Origin of the sequence: Streptomyces sp. SS1-1 (assembly GCF_008973465.1) — a bacterium.
Lineage (GTDB): Bacteria > Actinomycetota > Actinomycetes > Streptomycetales > Streptomycetaceae > Streptomyces.
In genome coordinates this window covers 5,480,955-5,498,720 of sequence record NZ_WBXN01000004.1, presented here as the reverse complement: position 1 = coordinate 5,498,720, position 17,766 = coordinate 5,480,955, and the positions used below count along the sequence as shown (strand labels likewise).

Genomic DNA, 17,766 nt, shown 5'->3' with positions numbered 1-17,766 from the left:
GTGCAGCGTGCCGAGCCTTTCCGTCCGCCGAGCCGCCGCTGTGCGCCGCTCCCGCCCGCCCGGAGTCCGCCGTGCCGAGCCCTTATCGCGCCCTGTTCGCCGCTCCCGGCAGCAAGCGCTTCACCAGCGCGGGCCTCCTCGGGCGGATGCCGCTGTCGATGATGGGCATCGGCGTGGTGACGATGGTCTCGCAGCTGACCGGGCGCTACGGCCTCGCCGGCGCCCTGTCGGCGACCATCGCGCTCTCCGCCGCCGTGGCCGGACCCCAGGTCTCCCGGCTGGTCGACCGGCACGGGCAGCGGCGGGTGCTGCGCCCTGCCACGCTGCTCTCGCTCGCCGCGGCCGCCCTGCTGCTGGTCGCCGCCCACTTCGCGTGGCCGGACTGGGTGCTGTTCGCGGCCTGCGTCGGCATCGGCTGCGTGCCCAGCGTCGGGGCCATGGTCCGGGCCCGCTGGGCCGCGCTGTACGGGGGCACGGAGAAGCTGCACACCGCGTACTCGTTCGAGTCGGTGATCGACGAGGTCTGCTTCATCTTCGGGCCGATCCTCTCCATCGGGCTGTCCACGGCGTGGTTCCCGGAGGCCGGGCCGCTGCTGGCCGGATGCTTCCTGGCGGCCGGCGTCTTCTGGCTGACCGCGCAGCGGGCCACCGAGCCGGCCCCGCACCCCCGGGAGCGCCAGGGCGGCCGCACCGCGCTCGCCGCACCCGGACTCCAGGTGCTCGTGGCCACCTTCGTGGCGACGGGCGCGATCTTCGGGGCCGTCGACGTGGTCACCGTCGCCTTCGCCGAGGAGCAGGGGCACAAGGGCGCGGCGAGCGTGGTGCTCGCGCTGTACGCGGCCGGTTCCTGCGCGGCGGGCCTCGTCTTCGGGCTGCTGCGCTTCGCGGGGGCGCCCGAACCTCGCTGGCTGCTGGGCATATGCGCGATGGCCGTGAGTATGATCCCCCTCCTACTGGTCGGGAACCTGCCGTTTCTGGCCGTGGCGCTGTTCGTCGCCGGCATGGCCGTCGCTCCCACGATGATCACGACCATGTCGCTGATCGAGCAGCACGTACCACGCGCGCAACTGACCGAGGGCATGACCTGGGTGAGCACCGGGCTCGCGGTCGGGGTCGCGCTCGGCTCGTCCGTGGCCGGCTGGGTGATCGACGCGGCCGGAGCGGACGCCGGGTACGTGGTCCCGGCGGTGTCCGGGGCCGCCGCGGTCGCGGTCGGTTTCCTGGGGTACCGCCGGCTCAGCAGGCCGGCGCCACGTCGGGGAGGCACCGTTGGGCAGCACGGCGAGCGCGAAGAACGGCACGTGGCGTAACTGGGGCGGCAATGTGGCGGCGCGCCCCGCGCGGGAGGTCTCCCCGGCGTCGGTGGAGGAGCTGGCCGGGGCGATACGCCGGGCCGCCGAGGACGGCCTGAAGGTGAAGGCGGTCGGCAGCGGCCACTCCTTCACGTCCATCGCGGCCACCGACGGCGTCCTGGTGCGCCCGCAGCTGCTGACCGGCATCCGGAGCGTCGACCGGGAGGCCATGACCGTCACGGTGGAGGCCGGCACCCCGCTGAAGCGGCTCAACATGGCGCTGGCGCGCGAGGGTCTGTCCCTCACCAACATGGGCGACATCATGGAGCAGACGGTCTCCGGCGCCACCAGCACCGGCACGCACGGCACCGGCCGCGAGTCCGGTTCGATCGCCGCGCAGATCAAGGGCCTGGAGCTGGTCACGGCGGACGGCTCGGTCCTCAGCTGCTCCGCCGAGGAGAACCCCGAGGTGTTCGCGGCGGCCCGGATCGGCCTGGGCGCGCTCGGGATCGTCACCGCGATCACTTTCGCCGTGGAGCCGGTCTTCCTGCTCCAGGCCCGCGAGGAACCGATGCCGTTCGACCGGGTGCTCGCCGAGTTCGACGAACTGTGGGCCGAGAACGAGCACTTCGAGTTCTACTGGTTCCCTCACACCGGCAACACCAACACCAAGCGCAACAACCGCAGCGCGGGCCCCGAGCAGCCGGTGTCCCGGCTGAAGGGCTGGTTCGAGGACGAGTTCCTCTCCAACGGCGTCTTCCAGGTGGCCCAGTGGACCGGCCGCGCGGCACCCGCCGCGATCCCGGCGATCGCCCGGATCTCCAGCACGGCGCTGTCGGCGCGGACGTACACGGACATTCCCTACAAGGTCTTCACATCGCCGCGCCGGGTCCGGTTCGTGGAGATGGAGTACGCCGTCCCGCGCGCGGCCGTCGTGGACGCGTTGCGCGAACTGAAGGCCATGGTCGACGGGTCGGGGCTGCGGATCAGCTTCCCCGTCGAGGTGCGCACGGCACCCGCCGACGACATCGCGCTGTCCACCGCGTCCGGCCGCGACAGCGCGTACATCGCGGTCCACATGGCCAAGGGCACGCCGTACCAGCGGTACTTCACCGCCGCCGAGCGCATTTTCACCGCGCACGAGGGACGCCCGCACTGGGGCAAGGTGCACACACGGGACGCCGAGTACCTCGCGAAGGTCTACCCGCGCTTCGGCGAGTTCACCGCGCTGCGGGACCGCCTGGACCCCGACCGCCTCTTCCAGAACGACTACCTGCGCCGGGTGTTGGGAGCCTGATCGGGGGCACCCACCCTCACGGAAACCATTCGCTCCGTTTCTGCGCATCGCGTGAAGTGCGCCACGTCCAAGATCCTCGGAGGGCTCAACGGACGGCCGAGTCACGCTTCTTGCCAGAACTTGGGCGGCGTGCCAATCCCCGCACGTGGCCCAAATGGGCTAGTGTTGCGAGCCCTGGGTCCGGTCTCCCGCCTGGGCGTCCGTGGCCACCAAGGACCGCCGGGAGGGGGCTAGTTGCACAGGGTGACGGAGTTCGTCACTTAGCGTTGCGAATAGGTAACCGTGCCATAACGGCGATCCAGGGCCCTGGCCCGACACGCCGGGCAACTCGGCAAGGTTGTGGCAGGCTGCACCCGGGCAGGCCACACTCGACTAGCGGAAGCAGCGACGCACGTGACGTCGGCAGGCACCACCCGGGAGGTCCCCATGCCCGAACTGCGTGTCGTGGCCGTCTCCAATGACGGCACACGGCTGGTGCTGAAGGCTGCCGACGCGACGGAGTACACCCTTCCGATCGACGAACGGCTGCGCGCCGCCGTGCGCGGCGACCGTCCCCGCCTCGGCCAGATCGAGATCGAGGTGGAGAGCCATCTCCGCCCCCGCGACATCCAGGCGCGTATACGAGCCGGTGCGACCGCGGAAGAGGTCGCGCAGCTCGCCGGCATCCCCGTCGACCGTGTCCGGCGCTTCGAGGGCCCCGTGCTCGCCGAGCGCGCCTTCATGGCCGAGCGCGCCCGCAAGACCCCGGTCCGCCGCCCCGGCGAGAACGCGGCGGGGCCGCAGCTCGGCGAGGCCGTCCAGGAGCGGCTGCTGCTGCGCGGCGCCGACAAGGACACCGTGCAGTGGGACTCGTGGCGCCGCGACGACGGCACCTGGGAAGTGCTGCTGGTCTACATGGTGGCGGGCGAACCGCACTCGGCGAGCTGGACGTACGACCCGCCGCGGCGGCTCGTCCAGGCCGTCGACGACGAGGCGCGCTCGCTGATCGGCGAGTCCGACGACCTCGCCGCGCCCGAGCCGAGCTTCCCGTTCGTGCCCCGGATCGCCCGGCTGCCGCGTGAGCGCACGGAGCGCACGATGGACCGCGCGCTGGACCGTGCGCTGGAGCGGCCGAGCCTGCCCGCGCAGGCGTCCGAGCCGGCCGAGGAGATGACGGAGGAACGGGACTCGCTGACCAGCCTGCTGGAGGCGGTGCCGAGCTTCCGCGGCGACCTGGTGGTCCCGGAGCGGCCCACCGAGCCCGACCCGGAGGAGCCCGCGGCCGAGCCGGAGGCCGAGGAGCCCCCGGCGCCCGCCGCGTCGGCCGGGTCCGCGTACGCGGACGTCCTGATGCCGCGTTCCGTCGGCAGCCACCGCGACCGGCTCATCGGTGCCACGGACCGTCAGGCCGAGGCGGACGGCGTCCGCCCGGGCCGCCGGGCCGCCGTGCCGAGCTGGGACGAGATCGTGTTCGGCACGCGGCGGAAGAAGCAGGAGTAGCGGGCGGGCGGGACGCGTTCACTCGTCGAACGTCTTTGTGTGAGGGCCGCGTCGGACGACGCGGCCCTCGCTCGTCACTGCGGGTCCGGGCCGACCGCCACGGGGCGGGCCGGATCCGCGGACCACTCCGACCACGACCCCACGTACAGGGCCGCCGGGACGCCGGCCACCGCGAGCGCCAGCGCCTCGTGGGCCGCCGACACACCCGAGCCGCAGTACACACCGACGTCCCGGCCCTCGACGGCGCCCAGTTCCTTGAAACGGGCGGCGAGTTCACCGGCGGGCAGGAAGCGGCCGTCCGGGCCCACGTTCTCGTTCGTCGGCGCCGACACGGCACCCGGGATGTGCCCGCCGACCGGGTCGATCGGCTCGACCTCACCGCGGTACCGCTCCCCCGCCCGCGCGTCCAGCAGCACACCGGACCGCGCGAGGGCCGCGGCGCCGTCCGCGTCGAGCAGCCCCGTCGCCGACGGCACCGGCTCGAAGTCGCCCTCCGCCGGGGCCGGTACGGCCGTCTCCAGCGGCCCCTCCCAGGCGGGCAGCCCGCCGTCCAGGACGCGGACGTCGGGGTGCCCGGTCCAGCGCAGGAGCCACCAGGCACGGGCCGCCGCCCAGCCCTGCCCGCCGTCGTACACCACCACGGGACGGGTCGAGGACACGCCCGCCCGCCGCATCGCCCGGCCGAACACGGCCAGGTCCGGCAGCGGATGACGGCCGCGCGGGCCCGGCTCGGACGCCAGCTCCCGGTCCAGGTCGACGTAGACCGCACCGGGGACGTGCCCGGCCGCGTGCGCCGCGCGGCCGTCGAACGGCGGTTCACCGGACGCCGTGGCGAGCGTCAACTGCCAGCGGACGTCGAGCAGCACCGGCGGGTGGTCGCCCGCAAGGGCGGTGGCCAGTTCTGATGCGGAGATGATGGCGTTCATGGTCCCCATCCTCGCGCACAGGGTGGCCGCGACGGCTCGCGCCGGTTAATCTGCCCGCCGGACAGGCCCGATCACGAGGCGTATGGGATCGGGCACAAGCTGTACAGCCGATCGAGATCCGTCGTCCGTCGCACGGGAACGGGCGGTATCGCGCACACAGGCGTCCACGTCTGCCGGCCGCCGTGCGGCGGCGCGCCCGCGTCACGCGCGGCCACGGTGGTGCGAGCATCGGCTCGGGGGTCCGGACAGCGGAAGCGACACGGCCGGCGCCAGCGGCCGAGGAGAGAGTGACGATGACCGAGGCACGGGGGTCGACCGGCCCGCACGGCGCGACACACGCCCGGCACGCGCCCGGCACACCCTGCTGGGTGAGCCTGATGGTGCACGCACCGGACGCCACCCAGGAGTTCTACGGAGCCTTGTTCGGCTGGGAGTTCCAGCCCGGCCCCCGGCAACTCGGGCCCTATGCGCGCGCGCTGCTCGACGGACGTGAGGTGGCCGGAATCGGCCAACTGCCGCCCGATCTCCATCTCCCCGTCGCCTGGACGCCGTACCTCGCCTCGCGGGACGTCGACGCGACCGCCGAGACGGTACGGCTGTGCGGCGGCACGGTCGGGGTGGGGCCGCTGGACGCCGGTGAGGCCGGCCGTATGGCGATTTGCTCCGACCCCGCCGGCGCCGTCTTCGGCATCTGGCAGGCCGCCGCCCACCTCGGCACGGCCGTCTCCGGCGTACCCGGCGCCCCCGCCTGGAACGAACTGTGGACCTACGAGGCCGAGAACATCGCCAAGTTCTACGCCACGGTGTTCGGTTACGAGGAGGAGATGACCGGAGCCGACCACGTCACCCTGCGCGTCGACGGCCGTCCCGTCGCGGACGTCCACGGCCTCGGCACCGCGCTCCCCCGGGACCGGGGCCCCCACTGGCTGACGTACTTCACCGTGCCGGACACCGACGCGGCGGTGGACCGGGTCGTCGCACTCGGGGGGCGGTCGCTGATCCCGTCCCATGACACCGGGCACGGGCGGGTCGCGACGGTGGCCGACCCGGAGGGGGCGCGGTTCGCGCTGGTGCAGGCCGGGCCCCGCGACGGGCGCACCCTCAACGGAGCGCCGTGAAGCGGGCGTCGAGCCGGTAGCGGGACTGCACCGCGAGGGCCGCCGTCATGAGGAGCGCGGGCAGGAGCGTGAAGCCGAGCAGGATGGCCGTGTGCGCGCCGCCGGACTGGGTGACCTCCTCGCCGGCCCGCGCCGCCGCGTAGCCGCCGACGGCGAGAGCGGCCGAGTAGAGGTACGGGCCGGCCGCGGCGCCCGTCGCCTCCGTCGCCGTCCACACTCCCGTGTAGGCGCCGGTCCGTTCGGACTCGCCGCCGACCGCGCGGACGGTGTCCGGGACCATCGAGAACGGGAAGAGCTGGAGGCCCGCGAAGCACACCCCGAGCACCAGGGTGCACAGGACGGGGACGACGGGACCGGCCGCCTTCCCCACCGCGAGACCGAGCGCCCCGGCGACGAAGAAGCCCTGGCACAGCAGCAGACAGCGCTGCTTGCCCCAGCTCCGGGAGAGCCGGAACCACAGGGGCGTGGTGAGCAGGGCGGGGGCGACGAACGCGGCCATGAGGACGGTGGTGAAGCCGGGGCGGCCCAGCTCGTGGCGGGCGTAGTACGGCAGTCCGGCGAGGACGAGGTGGGTCGTGGTGGACACCAGGAGGTAGCAGGAGACCAGGACGCGGAAGGGGCGGTTGCCGCGCAGGACGTCCCGGACCTGGGCGAGGGCGGGGCCGTGCCGGTCCCCCGCCTCCTTCGCCGGGCCCGGCGCGGGCAGCAGGTCGCGGACGCCGCCGATGCCGACGTACTGGAAGACGACGGTGAAGACGCCGAGGACCAGGGCCATGGCCACGTACCGGCCGACCGAGTCGCCCTCCCCCGCGAGCAGCGGGGCGAGCGCGCCGCCGACGAGGATGCCGACGGTGAGGACCACCATCCGGAAGGACAGCACCCGGGTCCGGCCGTGGTAGCCGACCGCCATGTCGGTGGGGGTGGCGAGGTAGGGCACCTGGTACGCGGCGAACAGGGCGTTGGCGACGACGAACCAGGCGGCGACCCACAGGGCCGCGGCCCAGGGGCGGTCGGCCACGGGACCGGGGACGGTGAACAGGGCGACGAACGCGGGCGCGAGGGCGCAGCCCGCCGTCAGCAGCCGCAGTCGGGTCCCCCGGCGGGCGCGTTCCCGGTCGGAGAGGGAGCCGACGAACGGGTGCAGGACGATGTCCACGGCCTTCGGGACGAGCAGCGCCAGACCGGCCAGCCAGGGGGTGACCCCGAGGGTGTCGGTGAGGAAGTACAGGAGCAGTAGGCCGGGGACGGTGACGTAGACGCCCATGCCGGCCGAGCCGAGCGCGTAGCGCACGAGGGCGGGGCGGGGCACGTCCGCGCCGTCCCCGGCGTCCGTCGCCGGGTCCGTGTGTGCGGCGCGGGGGCGGTCGTCGGGGAGAGGGGCTTCGGATCCTGTGGCGGCGTTCATGAATCCCTCAGGTGTTGGATTGCGAGGTCTGCGGATCCTAGCCAGACTGTGCCGGATGAGGAAGAGCAGCGAGACACCCCCCGATCAGCGGCCCGCCCGGCGCGGACCCGGCCGGCCCCGCCGCGCGGAGCGCGACGGTCCCTCCACCCGCGAGGTGATCCTGCGGGAGGCGACGGAACTGTTCGCCGCGCGCGGCCCGGAGGGGACCTCGCTGCGCGACATCGCGGCACGCGTCGGCATCGACGTGTCGAGCCTGCACCACCACTTCCCGGCCAAGGAGGCGCTGTACGACGCCTGTTTCGAGCGGGTGCACGCGGCGGAGCGAGCGGCGCTGGCCCCGCTGGTGGCCGATCTGGAGCGGGCGGCGGCGACCGGCGGCGAGCCTCTCGCCACGGCGCTCCGCGCGCTCGCGGAGGGTTTCGTGGACTTCCTGGAGGAGCATCCGCACACCACGTTCCTGTGGCTGCGCCGGTGGCTCGACCCGACGCGCGGCGCCGGCCTGGACCGGGCGTACGCGCTGCCGTTGTACGGCGAGGTGGAGCGGGCGCTGCTGGAGGCCGCGCAGGCGGGGACGGTGCGCGAGACGACCCCGCATGTGACGGTGCGCAGCCTGGTGTGGGCGGCGCACGGGCATGTCACCGCGCTGGCCGCCGCCTCCCCCGCCGAACGGGAGCGGGAGCGCTACGAGTTCCGCCTGTGGGTCCGCCGCTTCCTCGACGCCCTGTACGGCCCGGGGCGGGCGGAGGCCGGGACGGGGTCTGGTGCCCGCGAGGGAAGTGACGTAATAATCCATCGCACGTTGGAATAACTCCACGGGACAGCCGCGCGGGGCGGCTGGACGGCTCGGGGAAGGGCGCGGACGCGATGGGCGCAGGGCGGGGCACGACGGAACCGGGACGGGTGGCCGTCGTCGGCGGCGGGATCGCGGGCATCGCGGCCGTGAAGGCGCTGCTGCAGGCGGGCGTCGAGGTGTTCGGCGTGGAACGCGCCGGCGAGCTGGGCGGACTGTGGCGGCTGACGCCGGACACGGCCGCGTACGAGGGGCTGCGCCTCAACACGTCGAAGCCCCGCACCGAGTTCGGCGACCACCCGATGCCCGCCGACTGGCCGGACTACCCCTCACGGGGTCAACTCCTCGCCTACGTGCAGGAGTACGCGGACCACTTCGGGGTGACGGGACGCTTCCGCACGGGCACGGAACTGGTCGCCGCCCACCGCACCGGGGACGGCTGGCTGCTCGAACTGACCGGCCCCGAGGGCGCGTACGAGGAGACGGTCGCGCATCTGGTGGTCGCCAACGGGCACAACCACACCCCACGCCTGCCCGAGCCGCCCTACCCCGGCACCTTCGAGGGCACCACCTCGCACGCGCACACCTACCGCGAGCCGTCCGAGTTCGCGGGCCGGCGGGTGCTGGTCGTGGGCACGGGCAACTCCGCGATGGACATCGCGACGGAGCTGGCGGGGCAGGCGGACGAGGTGCTGATCTCGGCTCGGCGCGGTGTGTGGGTGCTGCCGAAGCGGCTGTTCGGCCGCCCGACCGACCAGTGGAACGGCGCGCTCGCGGCCGTCCTGCCGTGGCGGCTGCGCCAGCGGATGTCCCAGACGATGCTGCGACTCGCCGCCCGGGGCGAGGAGGGCCCGGCGCTGCCGCCGTCGCCCGAGGGCGTGCTCCAGGACCATCCGACGCTGAGCGACACCGTCCCCGCGCTGGTGCGGGCCGGGAAGATCGGCGTGCGGGCGGGCATCGAGCGTTTCGAGGGGCGCCGGGTGCGTTTCACGGACGGGCGCGAGGACGAGGTGGACCATGTGCTGTGGTGCACCGGGTACCGGGCCACGGTGCCGTTCCTGGACCCGGCGCTGGTCCCGGACCCGGCCCGCCTTCCGCTCTACCGCCATGTGTTCTCACTGGACGACGACGCCCTGTCCTTCGTGGGCCTGATGCAGTCGACGGGTTCGGCGCTCCCGGTGGTGGAGGCGCAGAGCCGGCTGCTCGCCGCCCATCTGACCGGACGGCTGCCCCGGCCGTCGCGGGACCGGATGCTGGCGTCGGTCGGCGGTGAGCTGCAGTCGGCGCGGGAACGCTGGGGCGACAAGCGCCCGCACATGCGGATCGACGTGGACCGGTATCTGCGCGAGGTGGCGCGGGACCTGGAAGGCGTGCGGAGGGCGACCCCGCTGGCGGGCCGACGCGTGATCGTCACGGGCGCGGCGGGCACCTTCGGGCGGGCCCTCGGGGAACGCTTCACCGAACTCGGCGCCCAGGTCGTCGGATTGGACCTGCACGGCGACGCGTCGGCGCCGGTGCCCGTCGTGGGCTGCGACCTGACCGACCCCGAGTCGGTGACCAAGGGCGTCGAGGAGGCCGTGCGACTCCTCGGCGGAGGCCTGGACGTCCTGGTGAACAACGCGGGTCGGGGCGGACCGGCACCGGCCGAGCTGCGGCCGTCCGAGGAGGTGCACGCACAGCTGAACCTGAACCTGCTGGGTGCCTGGGACGTGACGGCGGCGGCCCTCCCCCATCTCGAACGGGCGCGCGGCCGGGTGGTGTTCATCGCCTCGCGCATGGCGGTGCTGCCGCTGCCCCTGGCCGCCGCGTACGGCGTCTCGAAGCGGGCCCTGGCCGCCTACGCGGACACACTGCGCCTGGAGGTCGGCACGCACGTCGGGGTGACGACGGTGTACCCGAGCATGGTGCGCAGCCCGATCCACGACAGCACGCGGGAGGCGGGCCTCTCCCTGGACGGGGTGTCGCGTCCGGAGCCGCTGGAGGGCGTGGTGGCCGCGGTGGTCTCGTCGGTCACGGCCCGCCGGGCCCCGCGCGACGTGGCGACGACACGGCGCGGCCGGGCGGAGATGGCCCTGGCCCGTCACGCCCCCGCCCTGACCGACCGCATCGTCCGCCGCACGATCGCGACCCGCGTGGCGACGGGCGCCTTCGCGAAGGCCCCCCTGGCTGAGGGACTGCGCCGCCGGCACGGGGGCTAGGAGTCGGTCTCGGACGACGTCGAACTCGTCGCCCGGGCCGAAGGCGCCTCGTCACGGCTGTCGTACGTGGCGCGGGCGGCCTCGATGTCGTCCAGGTAGCGGATGCTCCACTCCAGCAGGGGTGCGGTGGCCTCGCGCAGGGTGGCTCCCATGGGGGTGAGCTCGTAACTGACGTGCGGGGGCATGACGTTGTGGACCGTGCGGGTGAGGATGCCGTCGCGTTCCAGGCTGCGCAGGGTGACGGTGAGCATGCGCTGGCTGATGCCGGTGGTGGCGCGTTTGAGCTCGGTGAAGCGGCGCGGCCCCTGGCTGAGATTGCGGACGACCAGCAGGGACCACTTGTCGCCGACGATGCCGAGCACCTCACGGGTGCGGCAGGGGTCTTCCGCGCGCATGGTTACCTCCAGAGAACCGGGTCACCGAAATGTGCCTTATTGCCCATGGTCGGGGGCGTGCACCACGATGAAAGGGCGGTTCCCGAAGCGTACCGAGGCACGAAAGGGAACCGCTCCCCCCCTGCGTTCTCCCTTCCCGAAAGGCTCCCCTGTGTCGACCTACCTGCTTGTCCACGGCGCCTGGCACGACGGCCGGTGCTGGAACCGGCTGACCCCGCTGCTGGAGGCGGCCGGTCACCGCGTCCTGCACCCCTCCCTCACCGGCTACGGCGACAAGGCGCACCTGCTCGCACCCGACGTCGGCCTGGAGACGCACGTCGAGGACGTCGTACGGCTGATCAAGGACGAGGACCTGACCGACGTGGTGCTGGTCGGCCACAGTTACGCCGGCCTGGTCGTCTCCTCGGCGGCCAACGAGGTGCCGGAGCGCATCGCGCACCTGGTGTACCTGGACGCGATGGTCCCGGAACACGGGGAGTCCGCCGTCGACGTCCAGCCGATCACGCAGCAGCTGATCGACCTGGCCGCCTCGTCGGACACCCCGTGGCGCATCCCCCCGTTGCCGGAACTGCCGCCGCCCTTCGGCCTGTTCGGCGTCACGGACCCGGCGGACGTGGCGTGGCTGCGCGCCACGCTCTCCGACCAGCCCGTGCTCTGCCTCCAGCAGCCGGCCCGCCTCGACAACCCGGCCGTGCGAGCCGTCCCCCGCACCCACATCCACTGCGTCGGCCCGGCCCCGGAGGGCATCACCCGCCGCCCGGTCCCCGCGACCCAGCCGAACGGCTCCCCGTCCCGGGTGCGGGAACTTCCCACTGGACACGACTGCATGATCACCATGCCGGAGGAGCTGAGCGAGTTGCTGCTGGATCTCAGGAGGTAGGTCTCCCGGTGGCCGCGGTCTCCTTGCCGGGCTCCCCCGGCTGATGTGTGAAGACCACGAGATGCCAGGCGCCCTTGTCGCGGGTCACGGTGAAGGTGTCCTGCCAGGCCTCCCCCGCCTTGTCCATGGCCTTGAGCCGAGCCGAACCGGTGTCCGGTCCCATGTCGTGCTCGATCCGGACGTCCTCGATCCGCCAGCCTCGGCCGCCCCTCTCCGCGAGGATCCGCGCGGCCTCCTGCCTCGACCACTTCTCGTCCTCCACACCCCCGACGGCGATCAGCCGGGAGGCGCTGCGCGAGTTCAGGGCTTCCACGTACGCCGCCACCGCCTGGCGCGCCCCGTCCGGGGAGGCCGAAGAGGCCGGACGGCCGGGCGACTCGCTCGCGTCGTCGCCGGACGCGCAGCCGGAGACGAGGGCCAGTGCGGCGGCCAGAGCGGCCGGGGCGGTCAGAAGATGTCGACGTTCCACAGCTCGCTCCTCAGAGGTTCTGCGTTCCCTCGGTCAGGTGGTCGTGACCGGCAACACGTCCGGTGACAACGCCGCCGCCCGCGCCGTCGCCGCTGTCATGCGGCGGCGGTGGTGGCGGCGGCACAGGACCTCGTAGCCGATCGTGTCGGACTGGTCGACGTCGCCGATGACGACCTGGGCGCCCTCGACGACCATCTCGCCGCCTATCGTGCGGGCGTTGTGGGTGGCGCGGGCGCCGCACCAGCACAGGGCCTCGACCTGGAGGACCTCGACGCGGTCGGCCAGCTCCACCAGGCGCTGGGAGCCGGGGAAGAGCTTGGTGCGGAAGTCGGTGGTGATGCCGAAGGCGAAGACGTCGAGGCTCAGGTCGTCGACGACGCGGGCGAGTTGGTCGATCTGTTCCGGGGCGAGGAACTGCGCCTCGTCGGCGATGACGTAGTCCGCGCGACCGCCCCGGGAGAGGTGGTCGACCACGTAGGCGTACAGGTCGGCGCCGTCCTCGACCTCCACCGCGTCGGTGACGAGGCCGAGCCGGCTGGACAGCTTGCCCTCGCCCGCGCGGTCGTCGCGCGTGAAGATGATGCCGGCCAGGCCGCGCGCCGAACGGTTGTGCTCGATCTGGAGAGCCAGCGTCGACTTCCCGCAGTCCATGGTTCCGGAGAAGAACACCAGCTCGGGCATGGGGGGTCGAGCGCCTTTCGGTGAGGGGAAGCGGAGCGTACGAGGAGCGTCAGGAGCGTACTTCGAGCAACGGGACCAGTTGCTCGGCGGGGGTCATCGAGCCGTGGTTGCCGACCATCGCCGACTCCTTCGGCTCCCGTTCGGACGCGATGATCAGGACGTCGTCCCGCGCGGCCGCGATCACGTCGCCGAGGCGGCCGTAGACCCGCTCGTCGATGTGCGGGCCGAACCAGCCCGCCTCGATCGCCTCGTCCCGCGACGCCACCCAGAACTGCTCGCCCAGCACCTCGCGCCAGCAGGTCAGGACGTCCTGCGCGGCACCGGGAACCGCGTAGACGTGCCGGGCGCGGCCCTCGCCGCCCAGCAGGGCGACCCCGGCGCGCAGCTCCCAGTCCGCGTCGAAGTCGATGCGGTGCTCCTCGTCGAAGGGCACGTCGATCATGCCGTGGTCGGCGGTGACGTAGAGCGCGGTGCGCGGCGGGAGCTGTTCGGCGAGGCGCTGGACGAGCCGGTCGACGTACATCAGCTGCCCGCGCCAGGTGTCGGAGTCGACGCCGTAGCGGTGTCCGGCGCCGTCCAGCTCGGCGTAGTACGTGTAGACGAGGGCGCGGTCGCCCGCCGCGAGCTGCTCGGCGGCCAGGTCGACGCGCTCCTCTCCGGCCAGCCGCCCGAGGAAGCTGCCGCCGCTGAGGGCGACCTTGGTGAGCGGGGTGTTCTGGAAGGTGGGGGACGAGACCTGCGCGGCGTGCACGCCCGCGCGGTGCGCCAGCTCGAAGACGGTGGGGTACGGCTGCCAGACGTGCGGCGGGGTCCACGGGTTCCAGCGGAGCTGGTTCATCAGCTCGCCGGTGTCGGGGTTGCGCACGGTGTAGCCGGGCAGGCCGTGCGCGCCGGGCGGCCGGCCGGTGCCGACGGAGGCGAGGGAGGTCGCCGTGGTGGCCGGGAAGCCCGCGGTGATGGGGTGCCCGCTGCCGCCGCGTGAGCCGGCGAGGAGCGACGTCATGAACGGCGCCTCGTCGGGGTGGGCCCGCAGCTGCTCCCAGCCGAGGCCGTCGATCAGGAACACGCAGTTGCGGTCGGCGGCGGACAGCTCGGTGATCACGGCCGTCATGTCCGGTACGCCCATGCCCGCGGCCAGCGTGGGCAGCAGGTCGGCGAGGGATCCGCCGCCGTACTGGGGGACGGGGGCGGAGGCGACGGCGAGGGGTTCCGGGTGGGCGTCCCAGGCGGCGGTCTGGACCATCAGCGGGCGACGTCCGCGGTCGCCTCGGAGAGGGACTGGGCGAAGAGGAGGGCCTGGCGGACGGTCTCCGGGCCGTCACCGGCCTCGCTGACGCGCAGGCTGAGGTCGTCGGCCGTGGAGCTGCCCGTGTAGCCGTGGTCGGCCTCGCAGTTGGGGTCGCCGCAGGCGGCGGGCTCCAGGTCGATGCGGGAGACGGCGCCCCAGCCGATGGTGAGGACGATCTCGCGGGGCAGGGTGCCCGGGGTGTACTGCTCGGGGTTGGCGACGACGCGGCTGACGACGACCGACGAGATCCGGCCGAGCTTGACCGACTCGGTGGACGTCGTGGCGTACGGCGTCGGGGAGGTGCTGTCGGCGGCCTGCTCGTCGGTGTGGCTGACGATGAAGCGGTTGTGGGTGAGGACCAGCACGGTCACGTGCCGGCGCACCTCGTTCTGGTCGAACGTCGTCTCCTGGTGGACCAGGTACGACCGGATGGGCTCGCCGCCCACGGCGGCCTCCACCGCCTCGGCCACGAGGGCCGGGTAGTAGCCGCTGCGCTCGATCGCCGCACGCAGCCCCTGGGTCGTCGTACTGGTCTTGGCCATGACGCCATCCTACGGGGGTGCACCGACTGCGAGGCACCGGTCACCGTCGTCTCAGTAGGCAGGCAGGGTCCGGGGCCCGAGGTCGTCGCGGGCGGGCGGCGGCGCGAGCCGCACGGAGGCCCCGAGGACGCTCAGCCCGTGCGCGGCGACGACCACCGGCTCCAGGGTGACGGCGACGACCTCGGGGTGGTCGTGGACGAGGCGGGACACCCGCAGCAGCAGCTCCTCCAGGGCCGGGGTGTCCACGGGCGCGGAGCCCCGCCAGCCGAACAGCAGCGGGGCGGTGCGGATGGCGCGGACGAGCGAGGCGGCGTCGCGGTCGGTGACCGGGACCAGGCGGTGCGCCATGTCGCCGAGCAGCTGGGAGGCGGCGCCGGCGAGCCCGAAGGACAGCACGGCACCGGCCGCCGGGTCGATGACGGCCCGAACGACGGTGTCCACGCCGCGCGGCGCCATGCGCTGCACGACCGGCCTGAGCTCCTCCGGCTTGCCGAACAGCTCGGCCAACTCGGTGTACGCCCGTCGCAGTTGCTCCTCGTCCGCGAGGTCGAGGCGGACTCCGCCGAGGTCGGCGCGGTGCCGCAGATGGGGCGCGGTGGCCTTGAGGGCGACGGGGTAGCCGAGCGTCCCGGCGGCTTCCACGGCCGCGTCGGCGGTGGGTGCGTGCAGGGCGCGGTGCACATGGACGCCGTACCGGCCGAGCAGCTCGCAGGTGTCGTCGGTGCCGAGCGTGAGGCCCTGGCCGCGCGCGAGCAGCCGGTCGATCAGCTGTGCGGCGCCCTTCTCGTCGATGTCGTCGTACTCGGGGACACGGCCGGGCTCAGCGGCCTCGCGCCGCCACTGGGCGTACTTGACGGCCTCGCCGAGCGCGCGGACGGCCCGTTCGGCGGCCGGGTAGGCGGGGATCAGCCGCGGTGAGCCGCCGGGGTCGCCGTCCGGTCCGGGCGGCGCTTCCGCCGGGAAGTCCAGGGGGCGGACGGGGTGCGGGCGGGGCACGGAGCCTCGGAGCGTGGTGCCGGTCTGGGGCGCGGTGCTGGCCGCCGCCGACAGGGCCTCTGCCAGTCCGCCCAGCTCCACGTGGACGACTAGGACCGGCTTGCCCGGCACCCGCTCGGCCGCCGACCGCAGGGCCTCGGCGAGCTCGGCGTCCCCGGTGGAGGCGTCTCCGATGGCCGGGATCGCCGTGACGACGACGGCGTCGCAGGTGTCGTCGGCGAGCGCGTGCGACAGGGCGGCGTGGAAGTCGGCGGCCGACGCCTGGGTCGTGAGGTCGAGCGGTGGCAGGGGGCGCAGGCCCTCGGCGAGGCAGGCGTCGTAGGTGAGCAGGCCGAGCGACTCCGAGTTGCCGAGGATGGCCACGCGGGGTCCGGCGGGCAGCGGCTGGCGGGCGAGCAGCAGTCCGGCGTCGACCAGCTCGGTGATGGTGTCGACGCGGATCACGCCGGCCTGGCGGAGCAGCGCGGACACGGTGGCGTGCGGCAGGCGGGTGACGCGGACCGTGTGGCCCTGCGGGGCGGCGCCGCCGTGCCGGGCGCCCTGGACCACGACGAGGGGTTTGGCCGCCGCCGTGCGCCGGGCGAGGCGGGTGAACTTGCGGGGGTTGCCGATGGACTCCAGGTACATGAGGGCGACGTCGGTGTCGGGGTCGTCGTACCAGTACTGCAGGACGTCGTTGCCGCTGACGTCGGCGCGGTTGCCGGAGGAGACGAACGTGGACACGCCGGTGACGCCGGTGACGCCGCCGCCGCGGCGGTGCAGTCGGGAGAGCAGGGCGATGCCGATGGCGCCGGACTGGGCGAACAGCCCGATCCGGCCGGGGCGGGGCGTCTCGGGGGCGAGGGAGGCGTTCAGCCGGACCCGGTCGGAGGTGTTGATGACGCCGAAGGCGTTGGGGCCGATGATCCGCATGCCGTAGCTGCGGGCCTGCCGTACGAGCGCGCGCTGCCGCTCGCGCCCCTCGGGGCCGCTCTCGGCGTATCCGGCGGCGAGGACGACCAGTCCCTGGACGCCGTGGGCGCCGCACTCGGCGACGACCTCGGGCACCTGCTCGGCGGGGACGGCGACGACCGCGAGGTCGACCTGCTCCTCGATCTCGCGCACGGACCGGTGCGCGGGCACCCCGTCGATCTCCTCCAGGTCCTTCGGGAACGCCTTGTTCACCGCGTACACCCGGCCGGTGAACCCGGCGTCCGTGATGTTGCCGAGGACGCCTCGGCCGACGCCGCCGGGGGTGCGGCCGACGCCGACGACGGCGACGGAGCCGGGCACGAGGAGGCGCTGCACGGACCGGGCCTCGGCGCGCTGCTCGCGCGCGTACTGCACGGCGAGCGAGCGGTCGGTGGGCTCCAGGTCGAACTCCAGGCGGACGACGCCGTCCTCGAAGCTGCGCTTCTGGGTGTACCCGGCGTCCGTGAACACCTTGATCATCTTGGTGTTGGCGGGCAGCACCTCGGCGGCGAACCGGCGTATGCCGCGCTCCCGGGCGACCGCCGCGATGTGTTCGAGCAGGGCGGAGGCGACGCCGCGTCCCTGGTGGGCGTCCTGGACGAGGAAGGCGACCTCGGCCTCGTCGGCGGGGGCGGACGCGGGCGCCCCGTCGGCGCCGATGCGGTCGTACCGCACGGTGGCGATGAAGTCGCCGCCGATCGTGGCCGCGAGTCCCACCCGGTCCACGAAGTCGTGGTGGGTGAAGCGGCGGACGTCCTTGGCGGACAGGCGCGGGTAGGGCGCGAAGAAGCGGTAGTACTTCGATTCGTCGGACACCTGTTCGTAGAAGCTGACCAGGCGCTCGGCGTCGTCGACGGTGATGGGCCGGATGCGCGCGGTGCCGCCGTCGCGCAGCACCACGTCGGCTTCCCAGTGGGCGGGGTACACGTGCCGGTCCGAGGCGCTCTGCATGGGGCCAGGTTACGGCTCGCGTACGACACCGGCGCGAGGCAGGCTGTTCCCGACGTCCGGCGGGGTGCGGCGGTCGTCGAGGCAGGGGCGCGCGGGCCGTTCCATCGG

The 17,766-nt window shown here is 73.7% G+C and carries 15 protein-coding genes; 7 read left to right on the top strand and 8 right to left on the bottom strand.

The annotated features are described in order from the left end of the window. Nucleotides 1-71 precede the first annotated feature (71 nt). The 3 genes from F8R89_RS26600 (at nucleotide 72) to sepH (ending at nucleotide 4,068) form a co-directional block, all read left to right on the top strand. Nucleotides 72-1,310: an MFS transporter gene (locus F8R89_RS26600; RefSeq protein ID WP_151786306.1), complete on the top strand. Its 1,239-nt coding sequence runs from the start codon at nucleotides 72-74 to the stop codon at nucleotides 1,308-1,310. Then, nucleotides 1,270-2,589, top strand: a complete 1,320-nt coding sequence (locus tag F8R89_RS26595; RefSeq protein ID WP_151786305.1) for a D-arabinono-1,4-lactone oxidase — start codon at nucleotides 1,270-1,272, stop codon at nucleotides 2,587-2,589. Before F8R89_RS26600 ends, F8R89_RS26595 begins: the two co-directional genes overlap by 41 nt. Nucleotides 2,590-3,015: 426 nt before the next feature. Continuing rightward, a complete protein-coding gene (gene sepH, locus F8R89_RS26590; RefSeq protein ID WP_151786304.1) occupies nucleotides 3,016-4,068 on the top strand; it encodes a septation protein SepH in 1,053 nt (350 codons plus the stop codon). A 74-nt stretch (nucleotides 4,069-4,142) separates the two neighbouring features. Here the strand turns inward: sepH and F8R89_RS26585 are convergent, their stop codons facing one another. Beyond that, the gene (locus tag F8R89_RS26585; protein WP_151786303.1) at nucleotides 4,143-4,994 is read right to left on the bottom strand and encodes a sulfurtransferase; all 852 of its coding nucleotides are present in this window, start codon (nucleotides 4,992-4,994) and stop codon (nucleotides 4,143-4,145) included. Between the two features lie 293 nt (nucleotides 4,995-5,287). Between F8R89_RS26585 and F8R89_RS26580 the strand changes: the two genes are divergently transcribed. Further along, a complete protein-coding gene (locus tag F8R89_RS26580) occupies nucleotides 5,288-6,112 on the top strand; it encodes a VOC family protein (RefSeq protein ID WP_151786302.1) in 825 nt (274 codons plus the stop codon). Here the strand turns inward: F8R89_RS26580 and F8R89_RS26575 are convergent. After that, nucleotides 6,096-7,517, bottom strand: coding sequence for an MFS transporter (locus F8R89_RS26575; RefSeq protein ID WP_225994494.1), 1,422 nt, complete (start codon nucleotides 7,515-7,517; stop codon nucleotides 6,096-6,098). The two genes, F8R89_RS26580 and F8R89_RS26575, sit on opposite strands and share 17 nt — an antisense overlap. 55 nt (nucleotides 7,518-7,572) lie before the next feature. Between F8R89_RS26575 and F8R89_RS26570 the strand changes: the two genes are divergently transcribed. Beyond that, the gene (locus F8R89_RS26570) at nucleotides 7,573-8,325 is read left to right on the top strand and encodes a TetR/AcrR family transcriptional regulator (protein ID WP_225994493.1); all 753 of its coding nucleotides are present in this window, start codon (nucleotides 7,573-7,575) and stop codon (nucleotides 8,323-8,325) included. Between the two features lie 56 nt (nucleotides 8,326-8,381). Further along, nucleotides 8,382-10,505 carry an SDR family NAD(P)-dependent oxidoreductase gene (locus tag F8R89_RS26565; protein ID WP_151786301.1) on the top strand — a complete coding sequence of 708 codons (2,124 nt, stop codon included), beginning with the start codon at nucleotides 8,382-8,384 and terminating at the stop codon, nucleotides 10,503-10,505. Here the strand turns inward: F8R89_RS26565 and F8R89_RS26560 are convergent. Beyond that, nucleotides 10,502-10,900, bottom strand: coding sequence for a winged helix-turn-helix transcriptional regulator (locus F8R89_RS26560; RefSeq protein WP_151786300.1), 399 nt, complete (start codon nucleotides 10,898-10,900; stop codon nucleotides 10,502-10,504). The two genes, F8R89_RS26565 and F8R89_RS26560, sit on opposite strands and share 4 nt — an antisense overlap. Nucleotides 10,901-11,051: 151 nt before the next feature. Between F8R89_RS26560 and F8R89_RS26555 the strand changes: the two genes are divergently transcribed. Beyond that, on the top strand, nucleotides 11,052-11,780 hold the full coding sequence (locus tag F8R89_RS26555; RefSeq protein WP_151786299.1) for an alpha/beta fold hydrolase: 729 nt from the start codon (nucleotides 11,052-11,054) through the stop codon (nucleotides 11,778-11,780). On the opposite strand, the gene F8R89_RS26550 is transcribed toward F8R89_RS26555, so the two are convergent. Genes F8R89_RS26550 through F8R89_RS26530 form a run of 5 tightly spaced genes read right to left on the bottom strand, consistent with a single transcriptional unit; the run spans nucleotide 11,770 to nucleotide 17,658 of the window. Beyond that, complete coding sequence (locus tag F8R89_RS26550; RefSeq protein ID WP_151786298.1) at nucleotides 11,770-12,249, bottom strand: hypothetical protein; 480 nt, start codon at nucleotides 12,247-12,249, stop codon at nucleotides 11,770-11,772. The genes F8R89_RS26555 and F8R89_RS26550 overlap by 11 nt on opposite strands. A gap of 33 nt (nucleotides 12,250-12,282) precedes the next feature. Continuing rightward, a complete protein-coding gene (locus F8R89_RS26545; protein WP_151786297.1) occupies nucleotides 12,283-12,930 on the bottom strand; it encodes a thymidine kinase in 648 nt (215 codons plus the stop codon). Nucleotides 12,931-12,979: 49 nt separating this feature from the next. Then, the gene (locus F8R89_RS26540) at nucleotides 12,980-14,173 is read right to left on the bottom strand and encodes an alkaline phosphatase family protein (protein ID WP_151786296.1); all 1,194 of its coding nucleotides are present in this window, start codon (nucleotides 14,171-14,173) and stop codon (nucleotides 12,980-12,982) included. Further along, entirely contained in the window at nucleotides 14,173-14,760 is a 588-nt protein-coding gene (locus F8R89_RS26535; RefSeq protein ID WP_055622092.1) for a DUF5998 family protein, read from the bottom strand. Before F8R89_RS26535 ends, F8R89_RS26540 begins: the two co-directional genes overlap by 1 nt. A gap of 51 nt (nucleotides 14,761-14,811) precedes the next feature. Continuing rightward, a complete protein-coding gene (locus F8R89_RS26530) occupies nucleotides 14,812-17,658 on the bottom strand; it encodes a bifunctional GNAT family N-acetyltransferase/acetate--CoA ligase family protein (protein WP_151786295.1) in 2,847 nt (948 codons plus the stop codon). Nucleotides 17,659-17,766: the final 108 nt, after the last annotated feature.